The following is a 21133-nucleotide window of genomic DNA, read 5'->3' as shown; positions in this document are numbered from 1 at the left end:
AGTGGTTATTTTTTCACCGTTTCTTTAACTTTTACAAGGCTGTTTTTCGCACCAGGGATGGAACCTTTAACAAGGATTACGTTACGCTCAGCGTCTACTTTAACAACCTCAAGACGTTGAATTGTAACTGTTTCATGTCCCATGTGTCCTGGCAAGTGTTTGCCTTTAGGAACGCGGTTTGCTTGGATCGAACCCATCGAACCCGGGCCACGGTGGTAACGCGAACCGTGAGACATAGGTCCAGTGCTTTGTCCCCAACGTTTGATTACGCCGGCAAAACCTTTACCTTTAGAAATACCCGTTACGTCAACGAATTCGCCTTCAGCGAAAATGTCAGCTTTCAGTTCTTGGCCAACTTCATATTCCGCGATGTTGATGCCGCGAAGCTCACGAACGTAGCGCTTAGGTGCAGTATTCGCTTTTTTAGCGTGTCCTGCTTCTGGCTTGTTAGCACTTTTCTCTTTCTTATCGGAGAAACCGATTTGAACTGCTTCGTAGCCATCGTTCTCAAGATCTTTCTTTTGCAAAACAACACAAGGGCCTGCTTCGATAACCGTTACTGGAACTACGTTACCTTCAGCGGTAAACACTTGAGTCATTCCAAGTTTTTTTCCTAAGATACCTTTCATGTTGACACCTCTTTTCCTTTATACGTGGTCTTGTTTGTTGCTATATATTACAATTTAATTTCGATATCTACACCGGACGGCAGATCCAAGCGCATCAAGGCATCCACAGTTTGTGGAGTCGGGTTAACGATGTCGATCAAACGCTTATGAGTGCGTTGCTCGAATTGCTCCCGAGAATCCTTGTACTTGTGCACCGCACGAAGAATAGTAATGATTTGTTTTTCAGTAGGAAGCGGAATCGGACCGGATACACCAGCACCGGAACGTTTTGCTGTTTCAACAATTTTCTCCGCGGATTGATCAAGAATTCTGTGGTCGTAAGCTTTCAAACGAATACGAATTTTTTGCTTTGCCATTTTAGTCCCTCCTTCTATCGCCCAATTTTTTATCGGACATACTCCGTGAAAATTTTCTAACCACTCTCCCATGGCAAAGGGGCCGGGTGTGTCAGTAACCTCTCACATCATCGCAACGTCACAAGAACAACATTCATTATTATATAGAAAAGATGGGCATATTGCAAGCATATTTAAAAAAAACATGTAAACAAATCTTTTCTAATGAAAAGATACTGTTTAGGACGATGTTTTTGAAATATCCAGGCTGCCTAACCTATCAATCTATAAGATGAATTTTGTTCATTTTAAATGACGCAGGTTCCGAAACGTTGACATAATAAAAGAGTTCTTCATCCGATGTCGGATAAAGAACTCTTCCGAAGCTTCGTTACAATACAATGTTACTCGTTCCAGCACACTGTTGCTTATAGTTATTTGGCAAAAGCCAAATTATTTTTGGATAGATGCTACGGAACCTGCACCAACTGTACGTCCACCTTCACGAATAGAGAACTTAGTTCCTTCTTCGATCGCGATTGGAGAGATCAGTTGAACAGTAACCGTGATGTTGTCACCAGGCATTACCATTTCAGTACCTTCTGGCAGGTTGATGATACCAGTTACGTCAGTTGTACGGAAGTAGAACTGTGGACGGTATCCAGTGAAGAAAGGCTTGTGACGGCCACCCTCTTCTTTAGTCAAAACGTAGATTTGTGCAGTGAATTCTGTGTGTGGTTTAACAGATGCTGGTTTAGCAAGTACTTGACCACGCTCGATTTGAGTACGGTCAACACCACGCAGCAACGCACCGATGTTGTCACCCGCTTGTGCGGAATCCAACAATTTACGGAACATCTCAACGCCCGTAACTACGGATTTTTTAGTTTCTTCAGTGATACCAACGATCTCGATCTCTTCGCCGACTTTAACAGTACCACGCTCTACACGACCTGTAGCAACGGTACCACGACCAGTGATGGAGAATACGTCCTCGACAGGCATCAAGAAAGGCTTGTCAGTTTGACGCTCAGGCAGTGGGATGTAAGTGTCGATTTCTTTGAACATCTCAACGATTTTTTGAGCCCACTCACCATCAGGGTTTTGCAGAGCTTCACGAGCGGAACCACGAGTGATTGGAGTGTCATCACCTGGGAACTCGTATTCGTTCAGAAGGTCGCGAACTTCCATCTCAACCAATTCAAGCAACTCTTCGTCTTCAACCATATCACATTTGTTCAAGAAAACAACGATGTATGGTACGCCTACTTGGCGGGAGAGCAAGATGTGCTCACGAGTTTGTGGCATTGGGCCGTCAGCAGCGGATACTACCAGGATAGCTCCGTCCATTTGTGCCGCACCAGTGATCATGTTTTTAACATAGTCGGCGTGACCTGGGCAGTCTACGTGAGCGTAGTGACGAGTGTCAGTTTCGTACTCAACGTGCGCTGTGGAGATTGTGATACCGCGCTCGCGCTCTTCTGGAGCTTTGTCGATTTGGTCGAATGCTACAGCAGCACCACCGTAAGTTTTGGACAATACAGTTGTGATTGCAGCAGTCAGAGTTGTTTTACCATGGTCGACGTGACCAATAGTACCAATGTTAACGTGTGGTTTAGTACGTTCGTATTTAGCCTTTGCCATTTGAACGTGGCCTCCTTAAAATTTATAATTTTATGTTTTCACTGAATGCGGTGCTTCAAACCAGGTTTCAAGCACAAGCATTCAGTGTGAGAAAACTACTCGGTGCCTTTTGTTTTGGCAACGATCTCTTCAGCAATGCTCTTAGGAACTTCTTCATAGTGAGAGAGTTCCATGGAGAACACGCCGCGGCCTTGAGTACCGGAACGAAGAGTTGTAGAGTATCCAAACATCTCAGAGAGAGGTACCTTAGCACGGATGATTTGAGCTCCACTACGGGAATCCATACCTTCAATGCGGCCACGACGGGAGTTCAACATACCCATTACGTCACCCATGTACTCTTCTGGAACAGTTACTTCTACTTTCATGATAGGCTCAAGCAGAACTGGACTACATTTGTCTTTCGCTGCTTTCAGCGCCATAGATCCGGCAATTTTAAATGCCATCTCGTTGGAATCGACATCATGGTAAGATCCGTCTACGATAGTAGCCTTAACGTCTACAAGCGGGAAGCCTGCAATAACGCCGTTTTTCATTTGCTCTTCAATCCCTGACAGTGCAGGTTGAATGTATTCTCTTGGAACGGAACCACCGACAACCTTACTTTCGAACTGGCTGCCTGTACCCGGCTCGAGAGGTTCGAATTCAACCCATACGTGACCGTATTGACCACGACCACCGGATTGACGTACGAATTTACCTTCAACGCGCGCTGGAGCACGGAATGTTTCGCGGTAAGCTACTTGTGGTTTACCCACAGTAGTTTCAACCTTGAACTCACGACGCATACGGTCGATGATGATATCAAGGTGAAGCTCACCCATACCTGCCAAGATCGTTTGACCTGTTTCTTCGTCAGTATGAGCGCGAAGAGTTGGATCCTCTTCCGTCAACTTACCGAGAGCCACACCCATTTTATCTTGGTCAGCTTTGGTTTTAGGTTCAACAGCGATTTCGATTACCGGATCAGGGAAGTTCATGGATTCCAGGATAACCGGGTGTTTCTCATCACATAGTGTATCACCTGTACCTGTATCTTTCAAACCAACAGCTGCTGCGATATCACCGGAGTAAACTTCAGTGATTTCTTGACGGCTGTTTGCGTGCATTTGAAGGATACGACCGATACGCTCACGTTTGTTTTTAGTGGCATTCAATACATAAGATCCGGATTGAAGCACGCCGGAGTATACGCGGAAGAATGTCAATTTACCAACGTAAGGGTCAGTCATAATTTTGAAAGCCAATGCAGAGAAAGGCTCTTCATCGGAAGACTTACGAACTGCCTCAGTTCCATCTTCAAGGAGACCCTTGATTGCCGGAACGTCAACTGGAGCTGGCAAGTAGTCGATAACAGCATCCAACATCAGTTGAACACCTTTGTTGCGGTATGAGGAACCACAGATAACCGGGAAGATCTTAACATCTACAACACCTTTACGGAGAGCCGATTTGATCTCATCAATAGTGATCTCTTCGCCTTCCAGGTATTTCATTGTCAATTCTTCGTCGAGCTCTGCAACACGCTCAATCAATTCGTTGCGAAGTTCTTCAACTTGCTCTACGAATTCCGCAGGAATGTCGGTTTCTTCAATATCTTGTCCCAGGTCATCTTTGTACATATGAGCCTTTTGAGCAACGATATCAATGATACCTTTGAAATCATTCTCAGCACCGATTGGAAGTTGAATCGCAACAGCGTTCGCTTGAAGGCGATCACGCATGTCAGATACAACGTTCAGGAAGTCAGCACCGATGATATCCATTTTGTTTACATATGCGATACGAGGTACGCCGTACTTATCAGCCTGTCTCCATACAGTTTCAGACTGAGGCTCAACGCCTTCTTTCGCACTGAATACACCTACTGCTCCGTCCAATACACGAAGGGAACGTTCAACTTCAACAGTGAAGTCAACGTGTCCCGGGGTATCAATGATATTTACGCGGTGACCTTTCCAAGCAGCGGTAGTCGCAGCGGAAGTAATTGTAATCCCGCGCTCCTGTTCCTGTTCCATCCAGTCCATTGTCGCAGCGCCTTCGTGAACTTCACCGATTTTGTGCGTACGTCCTGTGTAAAACAAGATCCGCTCAGTTGTCGTGGTTTTACCCGCATCAATATGAGCCATGATCCCGATATTACGTGTATTTTTCAAGGAGAACTCTCTAGCCATGAAATGGGTCTCCCTTCAAAATTGAAGTTTTTTTATTGTGAACTGAATCCTACCAACGGTAGTGAGCAAACGCTTTGTTCGCTTCAGCCATTTTGTGCGTATCTTCGCGTTTCTTAACGGAAGCGCCTGTGTTGTTGGAAGCGTCGATGATCTCAGCCGCCAAACGCTCTTCCATTGTTTTCTCACCGCGGTTGCGGGAGTAGTTCACGAGCCAACGTAATCCCAAAGAAGTACGTCTCTCTGGTTTTACCTCGATTGGTACTTGGTAGTTGGCACCGCCGACACGGCGAGCTTTAACTTCCAGGACTGGCATGATATTCTTGATTGCTGCTTCAAATACTTCCATCGGGTCATTACCCGTACGTTCTTGAATCAACTTGAACGCATTATACAGAATGCTTTGAGCAACACCGCGTTTTCCGTCGAGCATGATGCGGTTGATCAAACGAGTAACCAACTTGGAGTTGTATACCGGATCTGGCAACACGTCTCTTTTCGTAACTGGACCTTTGCGTGGCATGGATATCCCCCTTTCTTTCTTGTTCAGCAGAACCTGTACCTTCCAGACCTAAGCCAGAAGGCTATCAGGCTAACTGCTTATCGTAATTTAGGCTTTTTTAGCTTTTGGACGTTTTGCACCGTATTTAGAACGAGCTTGCATACGGTTGTTAACACCTGCAGTATCGAGAGCTCCACGAACGATGTGATAACGAACCCCTGCAAGGTCTTTTACTTTACCTCCGCGGATCAATACCACACTGTGCTCTTGAAGGTTATGTCCGATTCCCGGGATATAAGCAGTTACCTCGAGACGGTTCGTCAAACGAACACGGGCATATTTACGAAGTGCAGAGTTCGGTTTACGAGGAGTCATTGTTCCTACACGAGTGCAGACACCACGTTTTTGTGGGGCACTGATGTTAGTGGATTCACGTTTCAAAGCGTTGAATCCTTTTTGCAAAGCTGGTGATTTAGACTTTTCAACTTTTGCTTGACGTCCTTTACGAACCAGTTGGTTAATAGTTGGCATGTGATTGCCACCCCCTTCCTCAATTATTCATGTTTCTTTATAAACCTTATACGCTAAGCCCACAGACCCAGGCGGTTCATAAAAAGACAAATGAAAAGTTTTTGCCTTGGAGAATCCTTAAAAGTTCTCGGACAAAAACGTTCCTTGCACTATCATTTTACGACAGCAGCCATGGCTGCTCCCACTCCAATCCCGCAAGCTTTGCCGAGATTTTTCATTGTGTCCACTTTCGTGTACTTCACATTGTGCTGTTCACACAAGGCAATGATTTTGGAAGTGAGCTGCGGATCAATATCCTCTGCGACATAGACTTCAGAAGCCATTCCTGTCTGCACGGTCCGCATGGTCTGTTTGGTACCAATTTTGACATGAGCATCTTGCAAGCCTTTTTCATTAGACATCATACATTCCTCCGAATAGGACCATTAACAATCAGCTGCCCACGCACCTTTGATATATTAGCATCTAGCGCAAGCATTGTCAATGCTAATCATAAAAGATTTTAAAAAGTTTGTGTACGTCAGGATCCTTCGCTCGCTTGACACCAACGTTGTCCCCTGACATACACATTCTTTATAAATTCAGATCATCAGAGTCAATGTTAGTCTACCGAAACCGGCTCCAGCTCTTCTACAGAAGATTGGCCGTCTTCAGGTTCAGCAAATTTGATGCTGCGGTAGCGGTTCATACCCGTACCTGCAGGGATCAATTTACCAATGATAACATTCTCCTTCAGACCCAACAATTGGTCAACTTTACCTTTAATCGCTGCATCCGTCAATACACGTGTTGTCTCTTGGAACGATGCCGCAGAGAGGAAGGAGTCTGTTTCAAGAGATGCTTTTGTAATACCGAGCAGGATTGGCTTAGCAACCGCAGGCTCTTTATCACTAAGAATCGCAATTTTGTTCGCTCTTTCGTACTCATACGTATCAACAAATGATCCTGGCAACAGTGTCGTATCTCCCGCATCCACGATACGGATTTTACGCAGCATTTGACGAATCATGACTTCAACGTGTTTGTCATTGATTTCTACACCCTGGTTACGGTATACGCGCTGTACTTCCTGCAAAATGTAGTTCTGTACACCACGTACGCCTTTGATGCGAAGCATTTCTTTTGGATCAATGGAACCGTCTGTCAACTCGTCACCCGCTTCGATTTCCATGCCTTCGCTTACGCGAACACGGGAACCGTAAGTAACGGAGTACACTTTGGATTCCGCTTCACCTTGAATTTCGATTTCACGACGATCTTTCGCTTCGCGAATCTCTTTAACCACACCATCAATCTCACTGATTGTTGCTTGACCCTTAGGATTACGAGCCTCAAAGAGCTCCTGGATACGCGGCAAACCTTGCGTGATGTCGTCTCCGGCTACACCGCCGGTATGGAACGTACGCATTGTAAGCTGTGTTCCTGGCTCACCAATGGATTGTGCGGCAATGATACCAACCGCTTCACCAATCTCCACGTGTTTACCTGTCGCAAGGTTGCGACCATAACACTTCTTGCAGACACCATGGCTTGCACGGCAGCTGAGAACGGAGCGGATTTGCAATTTGGTTATGCCAGCTTTGATAATCGCTTCTGCTTTGTCAGAATCAATCAGCTCATTGCGGCCAGCGATGATTTCTTTTGTTTCCGGATGACGAACAGTTTCGAAGCAGTATCTGCCTTCAATACGGTCGTAGAGATCCTCGATGACCTCTTTACCATCCTGGATACGGCTAACGGTAAAGCCTTTATCTGTACCACAATCGTCCTCACGCACAATTACGTCTTGGGCTACGTCTACGAGACGACGAGTCAGGTAACCTGAGTCAGCTGTACGCAGGGCTGTATCCGCGAGACCTTTACGCGCTCCGTGAGTGGAAATAAAGTACTCGAGTACTGTCAGACCTTCACGGAAGTTCGATTTGATTGGGAGTTCGATAATTCGACCAGACGGGTTGGCCATCAGACCACGCATACCGCCCAATTGAGTGATTTGCGATTTGTTACCCCGTGCTTTGGAGTCAACCATCATCATGATCGAGTTGTAACGATCCATGGATTTCATCAGGATATCTGTGATGTCATCTTTGGATTTCGACCAAATATCAATGATGCGGTCATAACGCTCTTCATTCGTAATCAGACCACGACGGTACTGATTCGTAACGATTTGTGCTTTCTCCTCGGATTGTTTCAGAATGTCTGTTTTCTCATCTGGAACCACAACGTCAGACACGGCTACCGTAATACCCGCACGAGTAGAGTATGTGAATCCGAGCTGTTTGATTTTATCGAGAATAACCGCTGTTTCGGTTGTATGATAAATTTCAAAGCAGCGTGCGATGATTGAACCCAGATATTCCTTGCCGACACCGCCTGCTTGAGGAGAATTCATGATCGCTTCTCTCAGGTCAGCCCCTTTTTCATATACAAAGAAGTGATCAGCAGTACCTTGATACAGGTTGGCACGAGTCGCATCATTGATATAAGGGAAGCTTGCCGGGAAAATTTCGTTGAAGATAATTTTACCCACTGTTGTCAGCAGCATGCCTTTTTGCTGTTCTTCGGTGAAGCTTGTTTTACCAAGCGCCTTAACCGGAATAGCTACACGTGCATGCAGTCCAGCAGTACCCCGTTGGTATGCCGATACAGCCTCATTGACCGTACGCAAAACCATACCAGTACCCTTCTCTTCCTTGTTGTCCATCGTCAGATAGTATGAACCAAGGACCATATCCTGGGAAGGAGTAACAACCGGTTTACCATCTTTCGGGTTCAAAATGTTACCTGATGCCAGCATCAGGATACGTGCTTCCGCTTGAGCTTCAGCAGACAACGGAACGTGCACGGCCATTTGGTCACCGTCAAAGTCGGCATTGTACGCCGTACATACGAGCGGGTGAAGACGAATCGCTTTACCTTCAACCAGAATCGGTTCAAATGCTTGAATACCGAGTCTGTGAAGCGTAGGGGCACGGTTCAGAAGAACCGGGTGCTCCTTGATTACTTCTTCAAGAACATCCCATACTTCAGGACTTACACGCTCCACTTTACGTTTCGCGCTCTTGATATTGTGGGCAAGCCCTTTATTCACAAGCTCTTTCATGACAAAAGGCTTGAACAGTTCAAGTGCCATATCTTTCGGCAGACCACACTGATACATTTTCAGGTAAGGTCCGACAACGATAACGGAACGACCGGAATAGTCAACACGTTTACCGAGCAAGTTTTGACGGAAACGACCTTGTTTACCTTTCAGCATGTGGCTGAGGGATTTCAAAGGACGGTTACCCGGACCTGTAACAGGGCGTCCACGACGACCGTTATCAATCAAGGCGTCAACCGCTTCCTGCAGCATCCGTTTTTCATTTTGTACGATAATATCTGGTGCGCCCAGGTCAAGCAGACGTTTCAGACGGTTGTTCCGGTTAATTACACGGCGATACAGGTCATTCAAGTCAGACGTTGCAAAACGTCCACCATCCAGCTGCACCATCGGACGAAGCTCCGGCGGAATGACAGGAAGTACATCCATGATCATCCACTCAGGGTTATTGCCAGAGTTACGGAAAGCTTCGATTACTTCCAAACGTTTGATTGCACGGTTACGACGTTGTCCTTGTGCAGTGCGGAGCTCTTCCTTCAAGAATTCAAGCTCTTTATCTACATCGAGGTCTTGAAGCAATTTTTTAACTGCTTCTGCACCCATGCCTGCTTGGAACCCATAGCCGTATTTTTCACGGTAGCTGCGATATTCCTTTTCGGACAACAGCTGTTTTTTCTCCAGTGGAGTTTCTCCTGGATCTGTTACAACATATGATGCAAAATAAATGATCTCTTCCAGAGATCTCGGAGACATATCCAAAGCGAGACCCATACGGCTTGGAATACCTTTGAAGTACCAGATATGCGATACCGGAGCAGCAAGCTCAATATGGCCCATCCGTTCACGACGGACTTTCGCACGTGTTACTTCAACGCCACAGCGGTCACAGACAACGCCTTTATAACGAACGCGTTTATATTTACCGCAATGACATTCCCAGTCTTTTGTAGGGCCAAAAATCTTTTCGCAGAACAGCCCTTCTTTTTCCGGTTTCAACGTACGATAGTTGATCGTTTCCGGTTTTTTCACTTCTCCGCGGGACCAAGAACGAATTTTCTCTGGGGAAGCAAGCCCGATCTTCATGTATTCGAAATTGTTGACGTCCAACAAGGAGCAACCCTCCTTAACCTAATTCCTGTATTCTAGGTTACGCCTGCTCCAGCCGTAGCCGGAGCATGACGCGAGCCTGATGAAAAACGCCGGTCATCTTGCGCCCGAAGCGATTATTCCGCTCCGACCTCTGTACCCTCAAGGTTGAGGCTGAGCTTATCGCTCGCAGCGTCATCTTCATCGTCCATTTCTTTCATTTCAATCTCTTGCTCATCTTCGCTCAAAATCTTAACGTCCATACCCAAGCTTTGCAGCTCTTTAATCAATACTTTGAACGACTCAGGAACACCTGGCTCCGGCACGTTCTCGCCTTTGACAATGGACTCGTACGTTTTCACCCGACCCACAACGTCATCGGATTTAACAGTCAAGATTTCTTGCAGTGTATAAGCGGCACCGTAAGCCTCAAGCGCCCAAACCTCCATCTCCCCGAAACGCTGTCCACCGAATTGGGCTTTACCACCCAACGGCTGTTGCGTAACAAGTGAGTAAGGACCTGTAGAACGGGCATGGATTTTATCGTCAACCATGTGTGCCAGTTTGATCATGTGCATGACACCAACGGTAACTTCACGTTCAAACTCTTCACCCGTACGACCATCATACAGCACGGTTTTACCGTTACGCTGCATACCTGCCTCTTCCATCGTATCGAAGACGTCATACTCCTTCGCTCCGTCGAATACAGGTGTTGCTACGTGGATACCTAGCTGCATTGCTGCCATACCCAAGTGAACTTCGAGCACTTGACCGATGTTCATACGGGAAGGTACGCCCAGCGGGTTAAGAACAATTTGAACTGGTGTGCCATCTGGCAGGAAAGGCATATCTTCTTCCGGCAAGATGCGGGCCACGACCCCTTTGTTACCGTGACGGCCCGCCATTTTATCACCCTCGGAAATTTTCCGTTTTTGGGCAATATAAACACGAACGAGCTGGTTCACACCTGGTGGCAGTTCATCTCCGTTTTCACGGGTAAATACTTTTACATCGACTACGATACCATCTGTACCGTGAGGCACACGCAAGGAAGTATCACGTACTTCACGTGCTTTCTCACCAAAGATAGCATGCAAGAGACGTTCTTCTGCAGTCAGCTCGGTAACACCTTTTGGTGTAACTTTACCAACGAGAATGTCGCCAGCTGCAATTTCGGCACCGATGCGGATAATACCGCGCTCATCCAGATTACGCAGCGCTTCTTCCCCAACGTTAGGGATATCGCGTGTGATCTCTTCAGGTCCGAGCTTGGTATCCCGAGCTTCCGACTCATATTCCTCGATGTGGATGGATGTGTAAACATCTTCCTTCACGAGTTTTTCACTGAGCAGGATCGCATCCTCGTAGTTGTAACCTTCCCATGTCATGAAGGCAACTACAACGTTACGTCCAAGTGCAAGTTCACCCATTTCCGTCGATGGACCGTCAGCAAGGATATCGCCAGCTTTGACAGCAGCGCCTCTTTTCACGATCGGACGTTGGTTGATGCATGTTCCTTGGTTCGAACGCATAAATTTGTGTAATTTATATTTAACGATATCGCCTTTGACTTCCTGACCATCTACCTCTTCAATACGACGGAGCCAGATCTCGTTCGCAGAAGAACGCTCAATAATTCCGTCATAATCGGCAACAATACATACACCGGAGTCTTTCGCTGCTTTGTGTTCCATACCCGTTCCTACGAGCGGAGCTTTAGGAATCAACAAAGGAACCGCTTGACGTTGCATGTTTGATCCCATGAGGGCACGGTTGGAGTCATCGTTCTCAAGGAACGGAATGAGTGCTGTAGCGACCGATACAACCTGCTTAGGAGATACGTCCATGTAGTCTACTCGTTCACTCGGCATCGTAAGGATGTTATCCGACTGTTTGTTGTAACGTACAATGATCGCGTCTTCTGCAAAGGTGCTATCTTCGTTCAGCTTTGCATTCGCTTGAGCGATAACATAGTTGTCCTCTTCGTCTGCTGTCAGGTAATCAATCTGCTCGGTTACGACACCAGTCTTCGGATCAACCCAACGATAAGGAGCTTCGATAAAGCCATATTCGTTTACGCGTGCAAAAGTCGACAGGGAGTTGATCAAACCGATGTTTGGTCCCTCCGGTGTCTCGATCGGACACATCCGTCCATAGTGGGATGGATGCACGTCACGGACTTCCATGCCGGCGCGTTCACGTGTCAAACCGCCCGGTCCGAGTGCGGACAGACGACGTTTATGCGTCAACTCACCCAGCGGGTTCGTTTGATCCATAAACTGTGACAATTGGGAGCTACCGAAGAACTCTTTAATGGATGCAATGACCGGACGTATGTTGATCAAAGCCTGTGGTGTAATCACATTTGCATCCTGAATGGACATTCTCTCACGAACCACACGCTCCATACGGGACAAACCGATACGGAACTGGTTCTGCAAGAGCTCACCCACGGAACGCAAACGACGGTTACCCAGGTGGTCGATATCATCCGTGCTGCCAATGCCATGCAGCAAGTTCAGGAAGTAACTGATGGAAGAGATGATATCGGCTGGAGTGATATTTTTCACGGACTTGTCAATGTCACCATTGGCAATCAGCTTAACCACTTTACCGTCTTCAATTGGTGAAAATACGTCAATCGTTTGCATCGGGATATCATTGGCATCCAGAACGCCGTTCCCCACGTGATATGTGCGGAAGCCAACGCTTTTCTCCAGGTAAGGCATGATTTCGTCGAGCAAACGACGGTCAACCATCTGACCTGCTTCTGCAATGATCTCGCCTGTTTCAGCGTCGATGAGAGACTCAGCCAAACGCTGGTTAAACAAACGGTTTTTGATGTGCAGCTTTTTGTTGATTTTGTAACGACCTACGTTTGCGAGGTCATAACGTTTTGGATCAAAGAATCGTGCAACGAGCAAGCTCTTCGCATTATCCAACGTTGGAGGCTCGCCCGGACGAAGACGCTCATAAATCTCGATGAGGGCTTTCTCCGTAGAGTCCGTGTTGTCTTTGTCCAGCGTGTTACGGATATATTCGTCATTACCGAGCAAATCCAGAATCTCAGCGTCTGTGCCAAAACCAAGGGAACGCAGGAGAACCGTAACCGGTATTTTACGCGTACGGTCGATCCGGACGTAAACGACGTCCTTCGCATCCATCTCCAGCTCAAGCCATGCGCCGCGGTTAGGAATTACTGTAGCGGTATACGTTTTTTTGGCGTTCTTATCTACTTTTGTGCTGAAGTAAACGCTAGGAGAGCGAACCAACTGGCTGACAATAACCCGTTCCGCACCATTAATAATGAATGTTCCGGTGCTGGTCATCAGCGGGAAATCTCCCATGAATACTTCCTGCTCTTTGACTTCTCCGGTTTCCTTATTAATGAGCCGGACTTTGACCCGAAGCGGTGCTGCATAAGTAACGTCACGCTCTTTTGCGTCGTCTACTGTATACTTCGGTTCCCCGAGACTGTAATCGATAAATTCCAAAATCAAGTTGCCTGTGAAATCCTGGATCGGCGAGATATCCTGGAACATTTCGCGCAACCCTTCCTCCAAAAACCAGTCATACGATTTTTGTTGGATTTCAATCAGGTTCGGAACTTCGAGTATCTCGTTAATTCGTGCATAACTGCGCCGAGTGCGTCGACCATATTGAACAAGATGTCCTGCCAACTTAAACTCACCCCTCAATGTCTACTCACTTTAAAAATTTCGTTGCGAACCTCTGTTTGTAACCTTATAATGGTACACATACAGAGCAAAGCAATGCACCCGCAAATAAAGAAAAGCCCTTATTCGAAATGTCGTTCGATAAAAGAGCAACTTTGATCGGCGGATGTCTTTCCAAATCATTCATATCCCCAGTTTGCCCAAAATGTACATATTATACGCCAAACATAGGCATAATAAGCCCGGTTCGGCGTAAAAAAGGTTGACATTTTTAGTTAGCTAAAGCCAAGTAGGGCATCTTAATACTGACATTTTACAACTATACCACGGCTTGAATTTCAAGTCAATAGTCCTATTGCAAAAAAAACACTGCCCTGCTTACTTTACAAATTCGTATGAACCACGAATAGATTCCTCTACTCTTCCTTCACCGCTTTAAAGATTCGATAGCCCTTATCCTTTGTAACTTCTTCCACTCTCGAGAACAACGATTCCAGCTTCGCTTTCGCAGAAGGTGCACCCTGTTTCTTTTGAATGACAATCCATAACGCCCCGCCAATCTTCAAATGGTCATACGCCTGCTCAAAGATCGTGTGAACTGTTTCTTTGCCGGCTCGTATAGGAGGATTAGTCAGAACCACATCGAAATCCCGCTGCTTTACTTCAGTTAGTAGATTGCTTTGCATAATCGTAACATTAGTAATGCCATTGCCTTTGGCATTTTCCCTGGAAAGTTCAACCGCTCTCTCGTTGATATCGACCATGGTGACATGTCCATCCGGTACTAGCTTTGCTGCTGTAAGCCCGATCGGCCCATAACCACATCCCACATCGAGAACCTGAGCGCCTGACGGCAGTTCCATCGCATCAATTAATACTCTGCTGCCATAATCGATTCCGTTCTTGGAAAAAACACCAGCATCCGTCACCAGCTTCAGACTAACTCCCCGAAGCACAGCTTCTGCGGACTTGCGATCATGTGCTGCTTGCGGTTTGTCCGAATAATAATGATTGGACATGCCCTCACTCACTTTCCATAGTTACATTTACAGCAACAAACCCCTTGATATAAGTCAAGGGGTTTGTTGTTTTGTTCATTCAGCTTGGATAAGCTAAATTATTTAACTTCGATTGTAGCGCCAGCTTCTTCAAGCTTAGCTTTGATTGCGTCTGCTTCTTCTTTAGCCACTTTTTCTTTCAGTGCTTTTGGAGCGTTGTCAACCAGTTCTTTTGCTTCTTTCAAGCCCAGACCAGTGATTTCGCGAACTGCTTTGATAACGTTGATTTTGGAAGCACCAGCGTTAGCCAAGATTACGTCGAATTCGGATTGTTCAGCTTCAGCTGCAGCTGCGCCGCCACCTACAACAGCTACTGGAGCTGCAGCAGTTACGCCGAATTCTTCTTCGATTGCTTTAACAAGATCGTTCAGTTCCAGTACAGTCATGCCTTTGATTGCTTCCAAGATTTGCTCTTTACTCATGATTGAACCTCCATATATAATTTTATTTTTTTGTATTTCATTACTGCTACGCAGTATTCAGATCAAGTAGCTTACGCGCCTTGCTCTTCTTTTTCTGCAACGGCTTTAACCGCAAGCGCGAAGTTGCGCATAGGGGCTTGAAGCACGCTGAGGAGCATGGAGAGGAGACCTTCGCGGGATGGCAGTTCTGCCAACGCTTTAACTTCTTCTACTCCAATTACGCGACCTTCTACGACAGCACCTTTCAATTTCAGTGCATCGTTCTTTTTCGCGAAGTCGTTCAGAATTTTGGCTGGAGCTACAGCATCTTCTCCGCTGAATGCAATTGCAGTAGGACCTGTCAGAACGCTATCGAGTTCTGTCAATTCTGCTGCAGCAGTCGCACGGCGAAGCAATGTGTTTTTCAGCACTTGGAATTCTACACCAGCTTCACGAAGCTGCTTGCGCAGTTCAGTAGCTTGGGCAACGTTCAATCCGCGGTAGTCAACAACAACTGTTGTCGCGCTTTCGCGCAATTTTGCTGTTACTGCATCAACGGACTCTTGTTTTGCTTGAATCACTTTTGCGTTTGCCAATCTGTACACCTCCTGATCAAATTTATCCCATTAAGAAAAGCCTCCGTAGAATCACGAAGGCTTGATATATACTCGCAACCGATTTGCATCGTTTCAAGTTGTATAATCACACCTCGGTAGGAAATTAAGCCACAGGGCACCTACTGTCTACGGCAAGCATATTCAAATGTCAACGGTCAGTCACTCGGACTCACAACTTTTATATCATACCAGAACAAGGCGAACCTTGTCAAGATATATTATCTAAAAGCTGCTGCGTTCACGCGTGCGCCAGGGCCCATCGTAGAAGAAAGACTTACGTTCTTCAGATAAACACCTTTTGCTGCCGCCGGTTTAGCACGGTTCAGAGCGTCCATGAGAGCTTTAAGGTTCTCATTCAGTTGCTCGGAAGAGAAAGAAGCTTTACCGATCGGTGCATGAATTTGACCTGCACGATCCAGACGATATTCGATTTTACCGGCTTTAATTTCTTGAACAGCCTTAGTTACATCGAAAGTTACCGTTCCGGCTTTAGGGTTAGGCATCAGACCTTTACCGCCGAGCAGACGGCCCAATTTACCTACTTCACTCATCATATCCGGTGTCGCTACGCAGACGTCGAATTCGAACCAGCCTTGTTGGATTTTGTTGATCATGTCTGCATCACCAACATAGTCCGCGCCAGCCGCTTCCGCTTCTTTCGCTTTGTCACCTTTCGCAAATACCAATACGCGTTGTGTTTTACCTGTACCATGTGGCAGGACAACAACACCACGTACAGCCTGGTCTTGCTTACGAGGGTCTACGCCCAAACGAACTGCTGCTTCGATCGTTTCATCGAACTTTGCAGTAGCTGCCTTTTTCACAAGCTCAACCGCTTCTGAAGGCTCGTAAGTTGCTTCGCTGTCAATCAGCTTGGCAGCTTCCAGGTATTTTTTACCGTGTTTAGCCATGTTTTATTCCTCCTTTGTGGTTTTAGCGGATATACCTCCCACATTGACCGGTCGCGAATCGGCCGGCTTTACGAAGCCATGTTTCTTGTGAAAATTAGTCTTCGATGGTGATACCCATGCTGCGGGCAGTACCTTCGACCATACGCATTGCAGACTCAACGTCAGCAGCATTCAGGTCAGGCATTTTTGTTTCCGCGATTTGACGTACCGCATCACGTTTAACGGTAGCAACTTTTTTCTTGTTCGGTTCGCCGGATCCTTTTTCAACTTTAGCTGCCACTTTCAACAGAACTGCTGCCGGTGGAGTTTTAGTGATGAATGTGAAGGAACGGTCCTCGAATACAGAGATTTCAACTGGAATGATCAATCCTGCTTGATCAGCTGTACGAGCGTTGAATTCTTTACAGAATGCCATGATGTTGACACCTGCTTGACCCAATGCCGGACCTACTGGTGGTGCTGGATTTGCTTTACCTGCTGGAATCTGCAGTTTTACCATTTTGATTACCTTTTTTGCCATGATTGACACCTCCTTGCAAAATAGTGGTCAACGGGCCTCTCAGCCCTCCCACAAGAAACTTGAAGAGACTATATCTTCTCCACTTGCGTGTATTCCAACTCAAGCGGTGTTTCCCGTCCAAACATGTTGACGTGTACTTTCAGCTTGCTTTTGTCTACCAAAATCTCTTCCACGGAGCCCACAAAATTCGCAAAAGGTCCGACTTTGATTCGTACGGATTCCTTAATATCGAATTCAATTTTAGGCTTAGGCTCAACCATGCCCATGTGCTTCAGAATTTGTTCCACTTCTTCAGGCAACAAGGCTGTTGGTTTCGAGCCGGAACCTGTCGAACCGACAAAGCCGGTAACACCTGGTGTATTGCGAACAACATACCAAGAATCATCGGTTTGAACCATTTCGACCAAGACATATCCGGGGTAAACTTTACGCATAACGGTCTTTTTCTTACCGTCTTTGTTCACCACTTCTTCTTCCATCGGAACAAGAACGCGGAAAATCTTGTCTTCCATACCCATGGACTCTACGCGTTTTTCCAAATTGGCTTTGACCTTATTCTCATACCCTGAATAGGTATGAACGACGTACCATCTTTTTTCCATATCAAGCCACCTGGGACCCTTCTTAAATAATCGCTTCGATCACAGCGGAGATGCCGATATCTACGACCCAAAAAAACAGCGTCATAACCACAACAGTACCAAGTACGATTAACGTGTAGTTCGTCAGCTCTTTACGATTAGGCCAGCGAACCTTTTTAAGTTCAGCCCAGCTTTCAGAGAAAAAGGAAATCAGAGATTTGAAACTACGTTTCACGCCGACTACACCTCCCAAAAACTATCTGGTTTCGCGATGAGAAGTCTGCTCGTTACAAAACTTGCAAAATTTCTTCATCTCCATGCGGTCGGGGTGATTACGCTTGTTTTTTGTCGTAGTGTAATTTCTTTGTTTGCAGTTTGTACAAGCCAAAGTAATAATTACCCGCATGATGTACACCTCCCGAAGACTTCCGCAGTGAGCAGAGTCTCTAAATTGATCCTGAAAAAAAAGCCGTAAAATAGGCCTACCTAAAACACTTTATCACAAGGGTATAAGCATGTCAATGAAAGAATAACCTTTCATCATTGGGTATTAATTCCGTACTAGACGTGCCGCATCTCTTATCTCTGATTTTTTCACTTCTCCGGCATGAACCGAGCGATTACTAGTATTTATCAATCCTTAACAATATAAACTTCAGACAATAAAAAAAGACTCAAACACCGAGCCTTTTCCATCAACGACAACAACCTCTGTTCAATTATCTCGAACTTCCAGGTACTTTTCAAGTTTGCGCTTCACACGCTGTAATGCATTATCAATGGACTTCACATGACGATCCAGATCAACTGCAATCTCCTGATAGGATCTTCCGTCCAGATACAACATCAGCACTTTACGTTCCAGGTCACTCAAAATCTCGGACATTTTATCTTCCAGGCCAACGAACTCCTCCTGGTTAATAATCAATTCCTCCGGATCACTGACCTGTGTTCCACAAATCACATCGAGTAACGTACGATCAGACTCTTCATCATAAATGGGCTTGTCCAGAGATACGTAAGAATTCAGCGGAATATGCTTCTGTCGTGTGGCTGTCTTGATCGCCGTTATAATCTGTCTTGTAATGCACAATTCGGCAAACGCCTTGAAAGAGGCAAGCTTGTCCCCTTTAAAATCACGAATCGATTTGTAAAGGCCAATCATTCCTTCTTGAATAATGTCTTCCCTGTCAGCTCCGATCAAAAAATAAGATCTTGCCTTGGCGCGTACAAAGTTGCGATACTTGTTGATCAAAAACTCCAGCGCTTCGCTCTCGCCTTCACGGACCGCTTCGACAATGTCTTCGTCACTTTGGTAATCATACTTCGATAACATGATATCTTTGAGGTCGACACTCACAGACAATCCCTCCGGCTGCAACGCAAGGTACCCCGTTACTCTACTCTATGAAATATACGAACAGTATATATGATGGTACCTCCCACCGTCAACCACGCTATCCCTAAAAAAGAACAGCTATAACATAATTGTCAATAGTTTCAATATTGTAAAATTTGTAAGAAACCCGCTGTCAGCCTCGTCTCCAGCGTTCAAACTGCTTCAAAATATCAGGACTTAATTTCCCTCCAATTGTATTACGAGTTGATCTCGCCTGATCCTCCGCAAGCCGCTGCTGAAGCTCCTTTTCATTCTGCTCCACTTCAATCAGCAGCTCTCTGGCAGATACACGCAGCGCTCCCTGGCCGAAAATAACATGTTGTTCTACCATATCGCTGGTAGCTACATAGATTTGGCGTCTTCGCATGCTTAGTTCCCGAACGAGTCTCTCAATGCATTCGTCTGCCGTCTCTTTTTCCTTTGTAAAATGAACTTGAACTTTGCTCTGTGTAAAGGATTTACCGAGTCCAGGCACTAGGTAGGCGTCAAACACAACGATGACGCGCCTGCCGGAAAAGGCCTGATAGTCCGCAAGCCGAAAGAGCAACCTGTTTCGCGCCTCCTCCAGACCGCTTTCTGCCAATTTGGATAATTCCGGCCAGTCACCAATCATGTTGTACCCGTCTACAAGAAGCACATCACGGGAATCAGCCATATCATCTATCCCTGCGCTTGGCGGGAACGGAGCACCTCATACATAACAACACCCGCAGCCACGGAAGCATTCAGGGAATTAATCTGACCTTGCATTGGCAATTTGACCAGCACATCACATTTCTCGCGAATGAGACGGCCCATGCCTTTGTTTTCGTTCCCGATGACAAGCGCTACCGGTCCTGTAAACACCCCATTGCCAAATACAGCCTCCCGTGCGGTCACATCCGTACCGACAACCCATACGCCCTCTTCTTTGAGACGATCAATCGTTTGCGCCAGATTGCTTACCCGGGCAACAGGTACATACTCCGCAGCACCAGCAGACGTTTTGGATACCGTTGCCGTTACAGAAGCGGAGCGCCGCTTAGGCACAATAACGCCGTGAGCTCCTGTGCAATCTGCTGTACGCAAGATGGAACCCAGATTATGAGGGTCTTCAATCTCATCCAGCAGAAGAATAAACGGATGTTCATTTTTGGATCTGGCTGCTTCCAAAATATCCTCAACCTCGGCATAGGCATACGGCGCTGCCTGAGCAACGACGCCCTGATGCTGAATACCGGGAACCGTCTGATCCAGCTTACGCTTGTCTACATGTTGAATAACAATTCCCTGTTTTTTGGCCTCCGCAATAATTGGCTGTGTCAGATGTTTCTGCGCCGTGTCGGCAATCCATATTTTATTAATGGTCCGGCCTGAACGCAGCGCCTCCGTTACGGAGTGTTTACCGGCAATCCACTCTTCTTCCATCCTTGTTCGTTCCTCTCTGTATTGCTTTTTTATATAAAACAGTCAACGAAATTCAGCTATTTTGACGTTGATGCAGCTGCCTGCTCCGCCTGTTCAATTCCCAGCCCGATCAGCTCAACCATTCGATGATGCTGACTGCTGCTATACAGATAACCGATCAGGCATTCAAACGCAGTAGCATGTCTGTACTCCAGCACATCTGCATTTTTGGGAACGCTGCCCGACTTCGCATTGCGTCCTTGCCGCACCACGTCCAGCTCATCTTCCGTCAATGCAGCCTCTATACTTGTCAGTATGCGGCTTTGCGCCTTGGCAGATACTAGCTTTGTTGCACTGCGATGCAAGTGGTTGGGACGCATATTCGCTTTTGATAACAGATACTGCCTCACCGCAACCTCATATACCGCATCACCAATGTAAGCCAGCGCAATCGGTGGAATCAGCCGCGCCGGTCTGGAAGGAGGATAAGGAAACCACCCTCCCTCCGATGTATCCACCTGATTCTTCTTTCCTTCGGTCTGCATGCCTTGTACCGATTGCTCGACAGATTGAGAC

21 protein-coding genes and 1 other annotated feature are annotated in these 21133 nt (G+C 46.4%); all 21 genes read right to left on the bottom strand.

Translation table 11 applies throughout. From position 1 onward, the window contains the following. Positions 1 to 5 precede the first annotated feature (5 nt). Positions 6 to 629 (bottom strand): 50S ribosomal protein L3, encoded by a 624-nt coding sequence (gene rplC, locus DFQ00_RS25555; protein ID WP_110899279.1) that lies wholly within the window; start codon positions 627 to 629, stop codon positions 6 to 8. Positions 630 to 676: 47 nt separating this feature from the next. Beyond that, positions 677 to 985, bottom strand: a complete 309-nt coding sequence (rpsJ, locus tag DFQ00_RS25550) for a 30S ribosomal protein S10 (protein ID WP_017692074.1) — start codon at positions 983 to 985, stop codon at positions 677 to 679. Between the two features lie 432 nt (positions 986 to 1417). Then, positions 1418 to 2608, bottom strand: coding sequence for an elongation factor Tu (tuf, locus tag DFQ00_RS25545; protein ID WP_110899278.1), 1191 nt, complete (start codon positions 2606 to 2608; stop codon positions 1418 to 1420). A gap of 95 nt (positions 2609 to 2703) precedes the next feature. Next, a complete protein-coding gene (gene fusA / locus DFQ00_RS25540; RefSeq protein ID WP_110899277.1) occupies positions 2704 to 4782 on the bottom strand; it encodes an elongation factor G in 2079 nt (692 codons plus the stop codon). Positions 4783 to 4831: 49 nt separating this feature from the next. Next, a complete protein-coding gene (gene rpsG, locus DFQ00_RS25535) occupies positions 4832 to 5302 on the bottom strand; it encodes a 30S ribosomal protein S7 (RefSeq protein ID WP_007432586.1) in 471 nt (156 codons plus the stop codon). Positions 5303 to 5389: 87 nt separating this feature from the next. After that, a complete protein-coding gene (rpsL, locus tag DFQ00_RS25530) occupies positions 5390 to 5812 on the bottom strand; it encodes a 30S ribosomal protein S12 (RefSeq protein ID WP_017692070.1) in 423 nt (140 codons plus the stop codon). A gap of 152 nt (positions 5813 to 5964) precedes the next feature. Then, entirely contained in the window at positions 5965 to 6213 is a 249-nt protein-coding gene (locus DFQ00_RS25525; RefSeq protein ID WP_110899276.1) for a ribosomal L7Ae/L30e/S12e/Gadd45 family protein, read from the bottom strand. Between the two features lie 200 nt (positions 6214 to 6413). After that, positions 6414 to 10028: a DNA-directed RNA polymerase subunit beta' gene (gene rpoC, locus DFQ00_RS25520; protein WP_110899275.1), complete on the bottom strand. Its 3615-nt coding sequence runs from the start codon at positions 10026 to 10028 to the stop codon at positions 6414 to 6416. Positions 10029 to 10141: 113 nt separating this feature from the next. After that, positions 10142 to 13687: a DNA-directed RNA polymerase subunit beta gene (rpoB, locus tag DFQ00_RS25515; RefSeq protein WP_110899274.1), complete on the bottom strand. Its 3546-nt coding sequence runs from the start codon at positions 13685 to 13687 to the stop codon at positions 10142 to 10144. 413 nt (positions 13688 to 14100) lie between these two features. After that, entirely contained in the window at positions 14101 to 14703 is a 603-nt protein-coding gene (locus DFQ00_RS25510) for a class I SAM-dependent methyltransferase (protein ID WP_110899273.1), read from the bottom strand. 98 nt (positions 14704 to 14801) lie between these two features. Next, positions 14802 to 15164, bottom strand: a complete 363-nt coding sequence (gene rplL / locus DFQ00_RS25505; RefSeq protein WP_110899272.1) for a 50S ribosomal protein L7/L12 — start codon at positions 15162 to 15164, stop codon at positions 14802 to 14804. A 71-nt stretch (positions 15165 to 15235) separates the two neighbouring features. After that, complete coding sequence (gene rplJ / locus DFQ00_RS25500; protein ID WP_110899271.1) at positions 15236 to 15739, bottom strand: 50S ribosomal protein L10; 504 nt, start codon at positions 15737 to 15739, stop codon at positions 15236 to 15238. Between the two features lie 23 nt (positions 15740 to 15762). Further along, positions 15763 to 15910 (bottom strand) — a sequence feature (ribosomal protein L10 leader region). A 68-nt stretch (positions 15911 to 15978) separates the two neighbouring features. Next, positions 15979 to 16671 carry a 50S ribosomal protein L1 gene (gene rplA, locus DFQ00_RS25495; protein WP_090924686.1) on the bottom strand — a complete coding sequence of 231 codons (693 nt, stop codon included), beginning with the start codon at positions 16669 to 16671 and terminating at the stop codon, positions 15979 to 15981. Positions 16672 to 16765: 94 nt separating this feature from the next. Continuing rightward, positions 16766 to 17191 (bottom strand): 50S ribosomal protein L11, encoded by a 426-nt coding sequence (gene rplK / locus DFQ00_RS25490; RefSeq protein ID WP_017692062.1) that lies wholly within the window; start codon positions 17189 to 17191, stop codon positions 16766 to 16768. A gap of 68 nt (positions 17192 to 17259) precedes the next feature. Next, positions 17260 to 17793 (bottom strand): transcription termination/antitermination protein NusG, encoded by a 534-nt coding sequence (gene nusG / locus DFQ00_RS25485; protein ID WP_024633599.1) that lies wholly within the window; start codon positions 17791 to 17793, stop codon positions 17260 to 17262. Between the two features lie 22 nt (positions 17794 to 17815). Beyond that, entirely contained in the window at positions 17816 to 18007 is a 192-nt protein-coding gene (gene secE / locus DFQ00_RS25480; RefSeq protein ID WP_024633600.1) for a preprotein translocase subunit SecE, read from the bottom strand. Between the two features lie 21 nt (positions 18008 to 18028). Continuing rightward, a complete protein-coding gene (rpmG, locus tag DFQ00_RS25475; RefSeq protein ID WP_072735843.1) occupies positions 18029 to 18178 on the bottom strand; it encodes a 50S ribosomal protein L33 in 150 nt (49 codons plus the stop codon). 309 nt (positions 18179 to 18487) lie between these two features. Next, entirely contained in the window at positions 18488 to 19132 is a 645-nt protein-coding gene (gene sigH / locus DFQ00_RS25470; RefSeq protein ID WP_024633601.1) for an RNA polymerase sporulation sigma factor SigH, read from the bottom strand. Between the two features lie 172 nt (positions 19133 to 19304). Continuing rightward, entirely contained in the window at positions 19305 to 19826 is a 522-nt protein-coding gene (locus DFQ00_RS25465; RefSeq protein ID WP_110899270.1) for an NYN domain-containing protein, read from the bottom strand. A gap of 5 nt (positions 19827 to 19831) precedes the next feature. Beyond that, the gene (gene rlmB, locus DFQ00_RS25460) at positions 19832 to 20578 is read right to left on the bottom strand and encodes a 23S rRNA (guanosine(2251)-2'-O)-methyltransferase RlmB (protein WP_110899269.1); all 747 of its coding nucleotides are present in this window, start codon (positions 20576 to 20578) and stop codon (positions 19832 to 19834) included. A gap of 56 nt (positions 20579 to 20634) precedes the next feature. Continuing rightward, on the bottom strand, positions 20635 to 21102 hold the full coding sequence (locus DFQ00_RS25455; protein ID WP_110899306.1) for a Mini-ribonuclease 3: 468 nt from the start codon (positions 21100 to 21102) through the stop codon (positions 20635 to 20637). Between the last annotated feature and the right edge of the window lie 31 nt (positions 21103 to 21133).

The sequence above is a fragment of the Paenibacillus barcinonensis genome (assembly GCF_003217495.1).
Taxonomy (GTDB): Bacteria; Bacillota; Bacilli; order Paenibacillales; family Paenibacillaceae; genus Paenibacillus; species Paenibacillus barcinonensis.
This window is presented reverse-complemented; position numbering and strand designations above follow the sequence as displayed.

What these genes read in the sequence shown, in the direction of transcription:
- rplC (WP_110899279.1), bottom strand. Translation starts at nt 629, where the DNA reads ATGAAAGGTATCTTAGGAAAAAAACTTGGAATGACTCAAGTGTTTACC.
- rpsJ (WP_017692074.1), bottom strand. Translation starts at nt 985, where the DNA reads ATGGCAAAGCAAAAAATTCGTATTCGTTTGAAAGCTTACGACCACAGA.
- tuf (WP_110899278.1), bottom strand. Translation starts at nt 2,608, where the DNA reads ATGGCAAAGGCTAAATACGAACGTACTAAACCACACGTTAACATTGGT.
- fusA (WP_110899277.1), bottom strand. Translation starts at nt 4,782, where the DNA reads ATGGCTAGAGAGTTCTCCTTGAAAAATACACGTAATATCGGGATCATG.
- rpsG (WP_007432586.1), bottom strand. Translation starts at nt 5,302, where the DNA reads ATGCCACGCAAAGGTCCAGTTACGAAAAGAGACGTGTTGCCAGATCCG.
- rpsL (WP_017692070.1), bottom strand. Translation starts at nt 5,812, where the DNA reads ATGCCAACTATTAACCAACTGGTTCGTAAAGGACGTCAAGCAAAAGTT.
- DFQ00_RS25525 (WP_110899276.1), bottom strand. Translation starts at nt 6,213, where the DNA reads ATGTCTAATGAAAAAGGCTTGCAAGATGCTCATGTCAAAATTGGTACC.
- DFQ00_RS25510 (WP_110899273.1), bottom strand. Translation starts at nt 14,703, where the DNA reads ATGTCCAATCATTATTATTCGGACAAACCGCAAGCAGCACATGATCGC.
- rplL (WP_110899272.1), bottom strand. Translation starts at nt 15,164, where the DNA reads ATGAGTAAAGAGCAAATCTTGGAAGCAATCAAAGGCATGACTGTACTG.
- rplA (WP_090924686.1), bottom strand. Translation starts at nt 16,671, where the DNA reads ATGGCTAAACACGGTAAAAAATACCTGGAAGCTGCCAAGCTGATTGAC.
- rplK (WP_017692062.1), bottom strand. Translation starts at nt 17,191, where the DNA reads ATGGCAAAAAAGGTAATCAAAATGGTAAAACTGCAGATTCCAGCAGGT.
- nusG (WP_024633599.1), bottom strand. Translation starts at nt 17,793, where the DNA reads ATGGAAAAAAGATGGTACGTCGTTCATACCTATTCAGGGTATGAGAAT.
- rpmG (WP_072735843.1), bottom strand. Translation starts at nt 18,178, where the DNA reads ATGCGGGTAATTATTACTTTGGCTTGTACAAACTGCAAACAAAGAAAT.
- DFQ00_RS25465 (WP_110899270.1), bottom strand. Translation starts at nt 19,826, where the DNA reads ATGGCTGATTCCCGTGATGTGCTTCTTGTAGACGGGTACAACATGATT.
- rlmB (WP_110899269.1), bottom strand. Translation starts at nt 20,578, where the DNA reads ATGGAAGAAGAGTGGATTGCCGGTAAACACTCCGTAACGGAGGCGCTG.
- DFQ00_RS25455 (WP_110899306.1), bottom strand. Translation starts at nt 21,102, where the DNA reads ATGCAGACCGAAGGAAAGAAGAATCAGGTGGATACATCGGAGGGAGGG.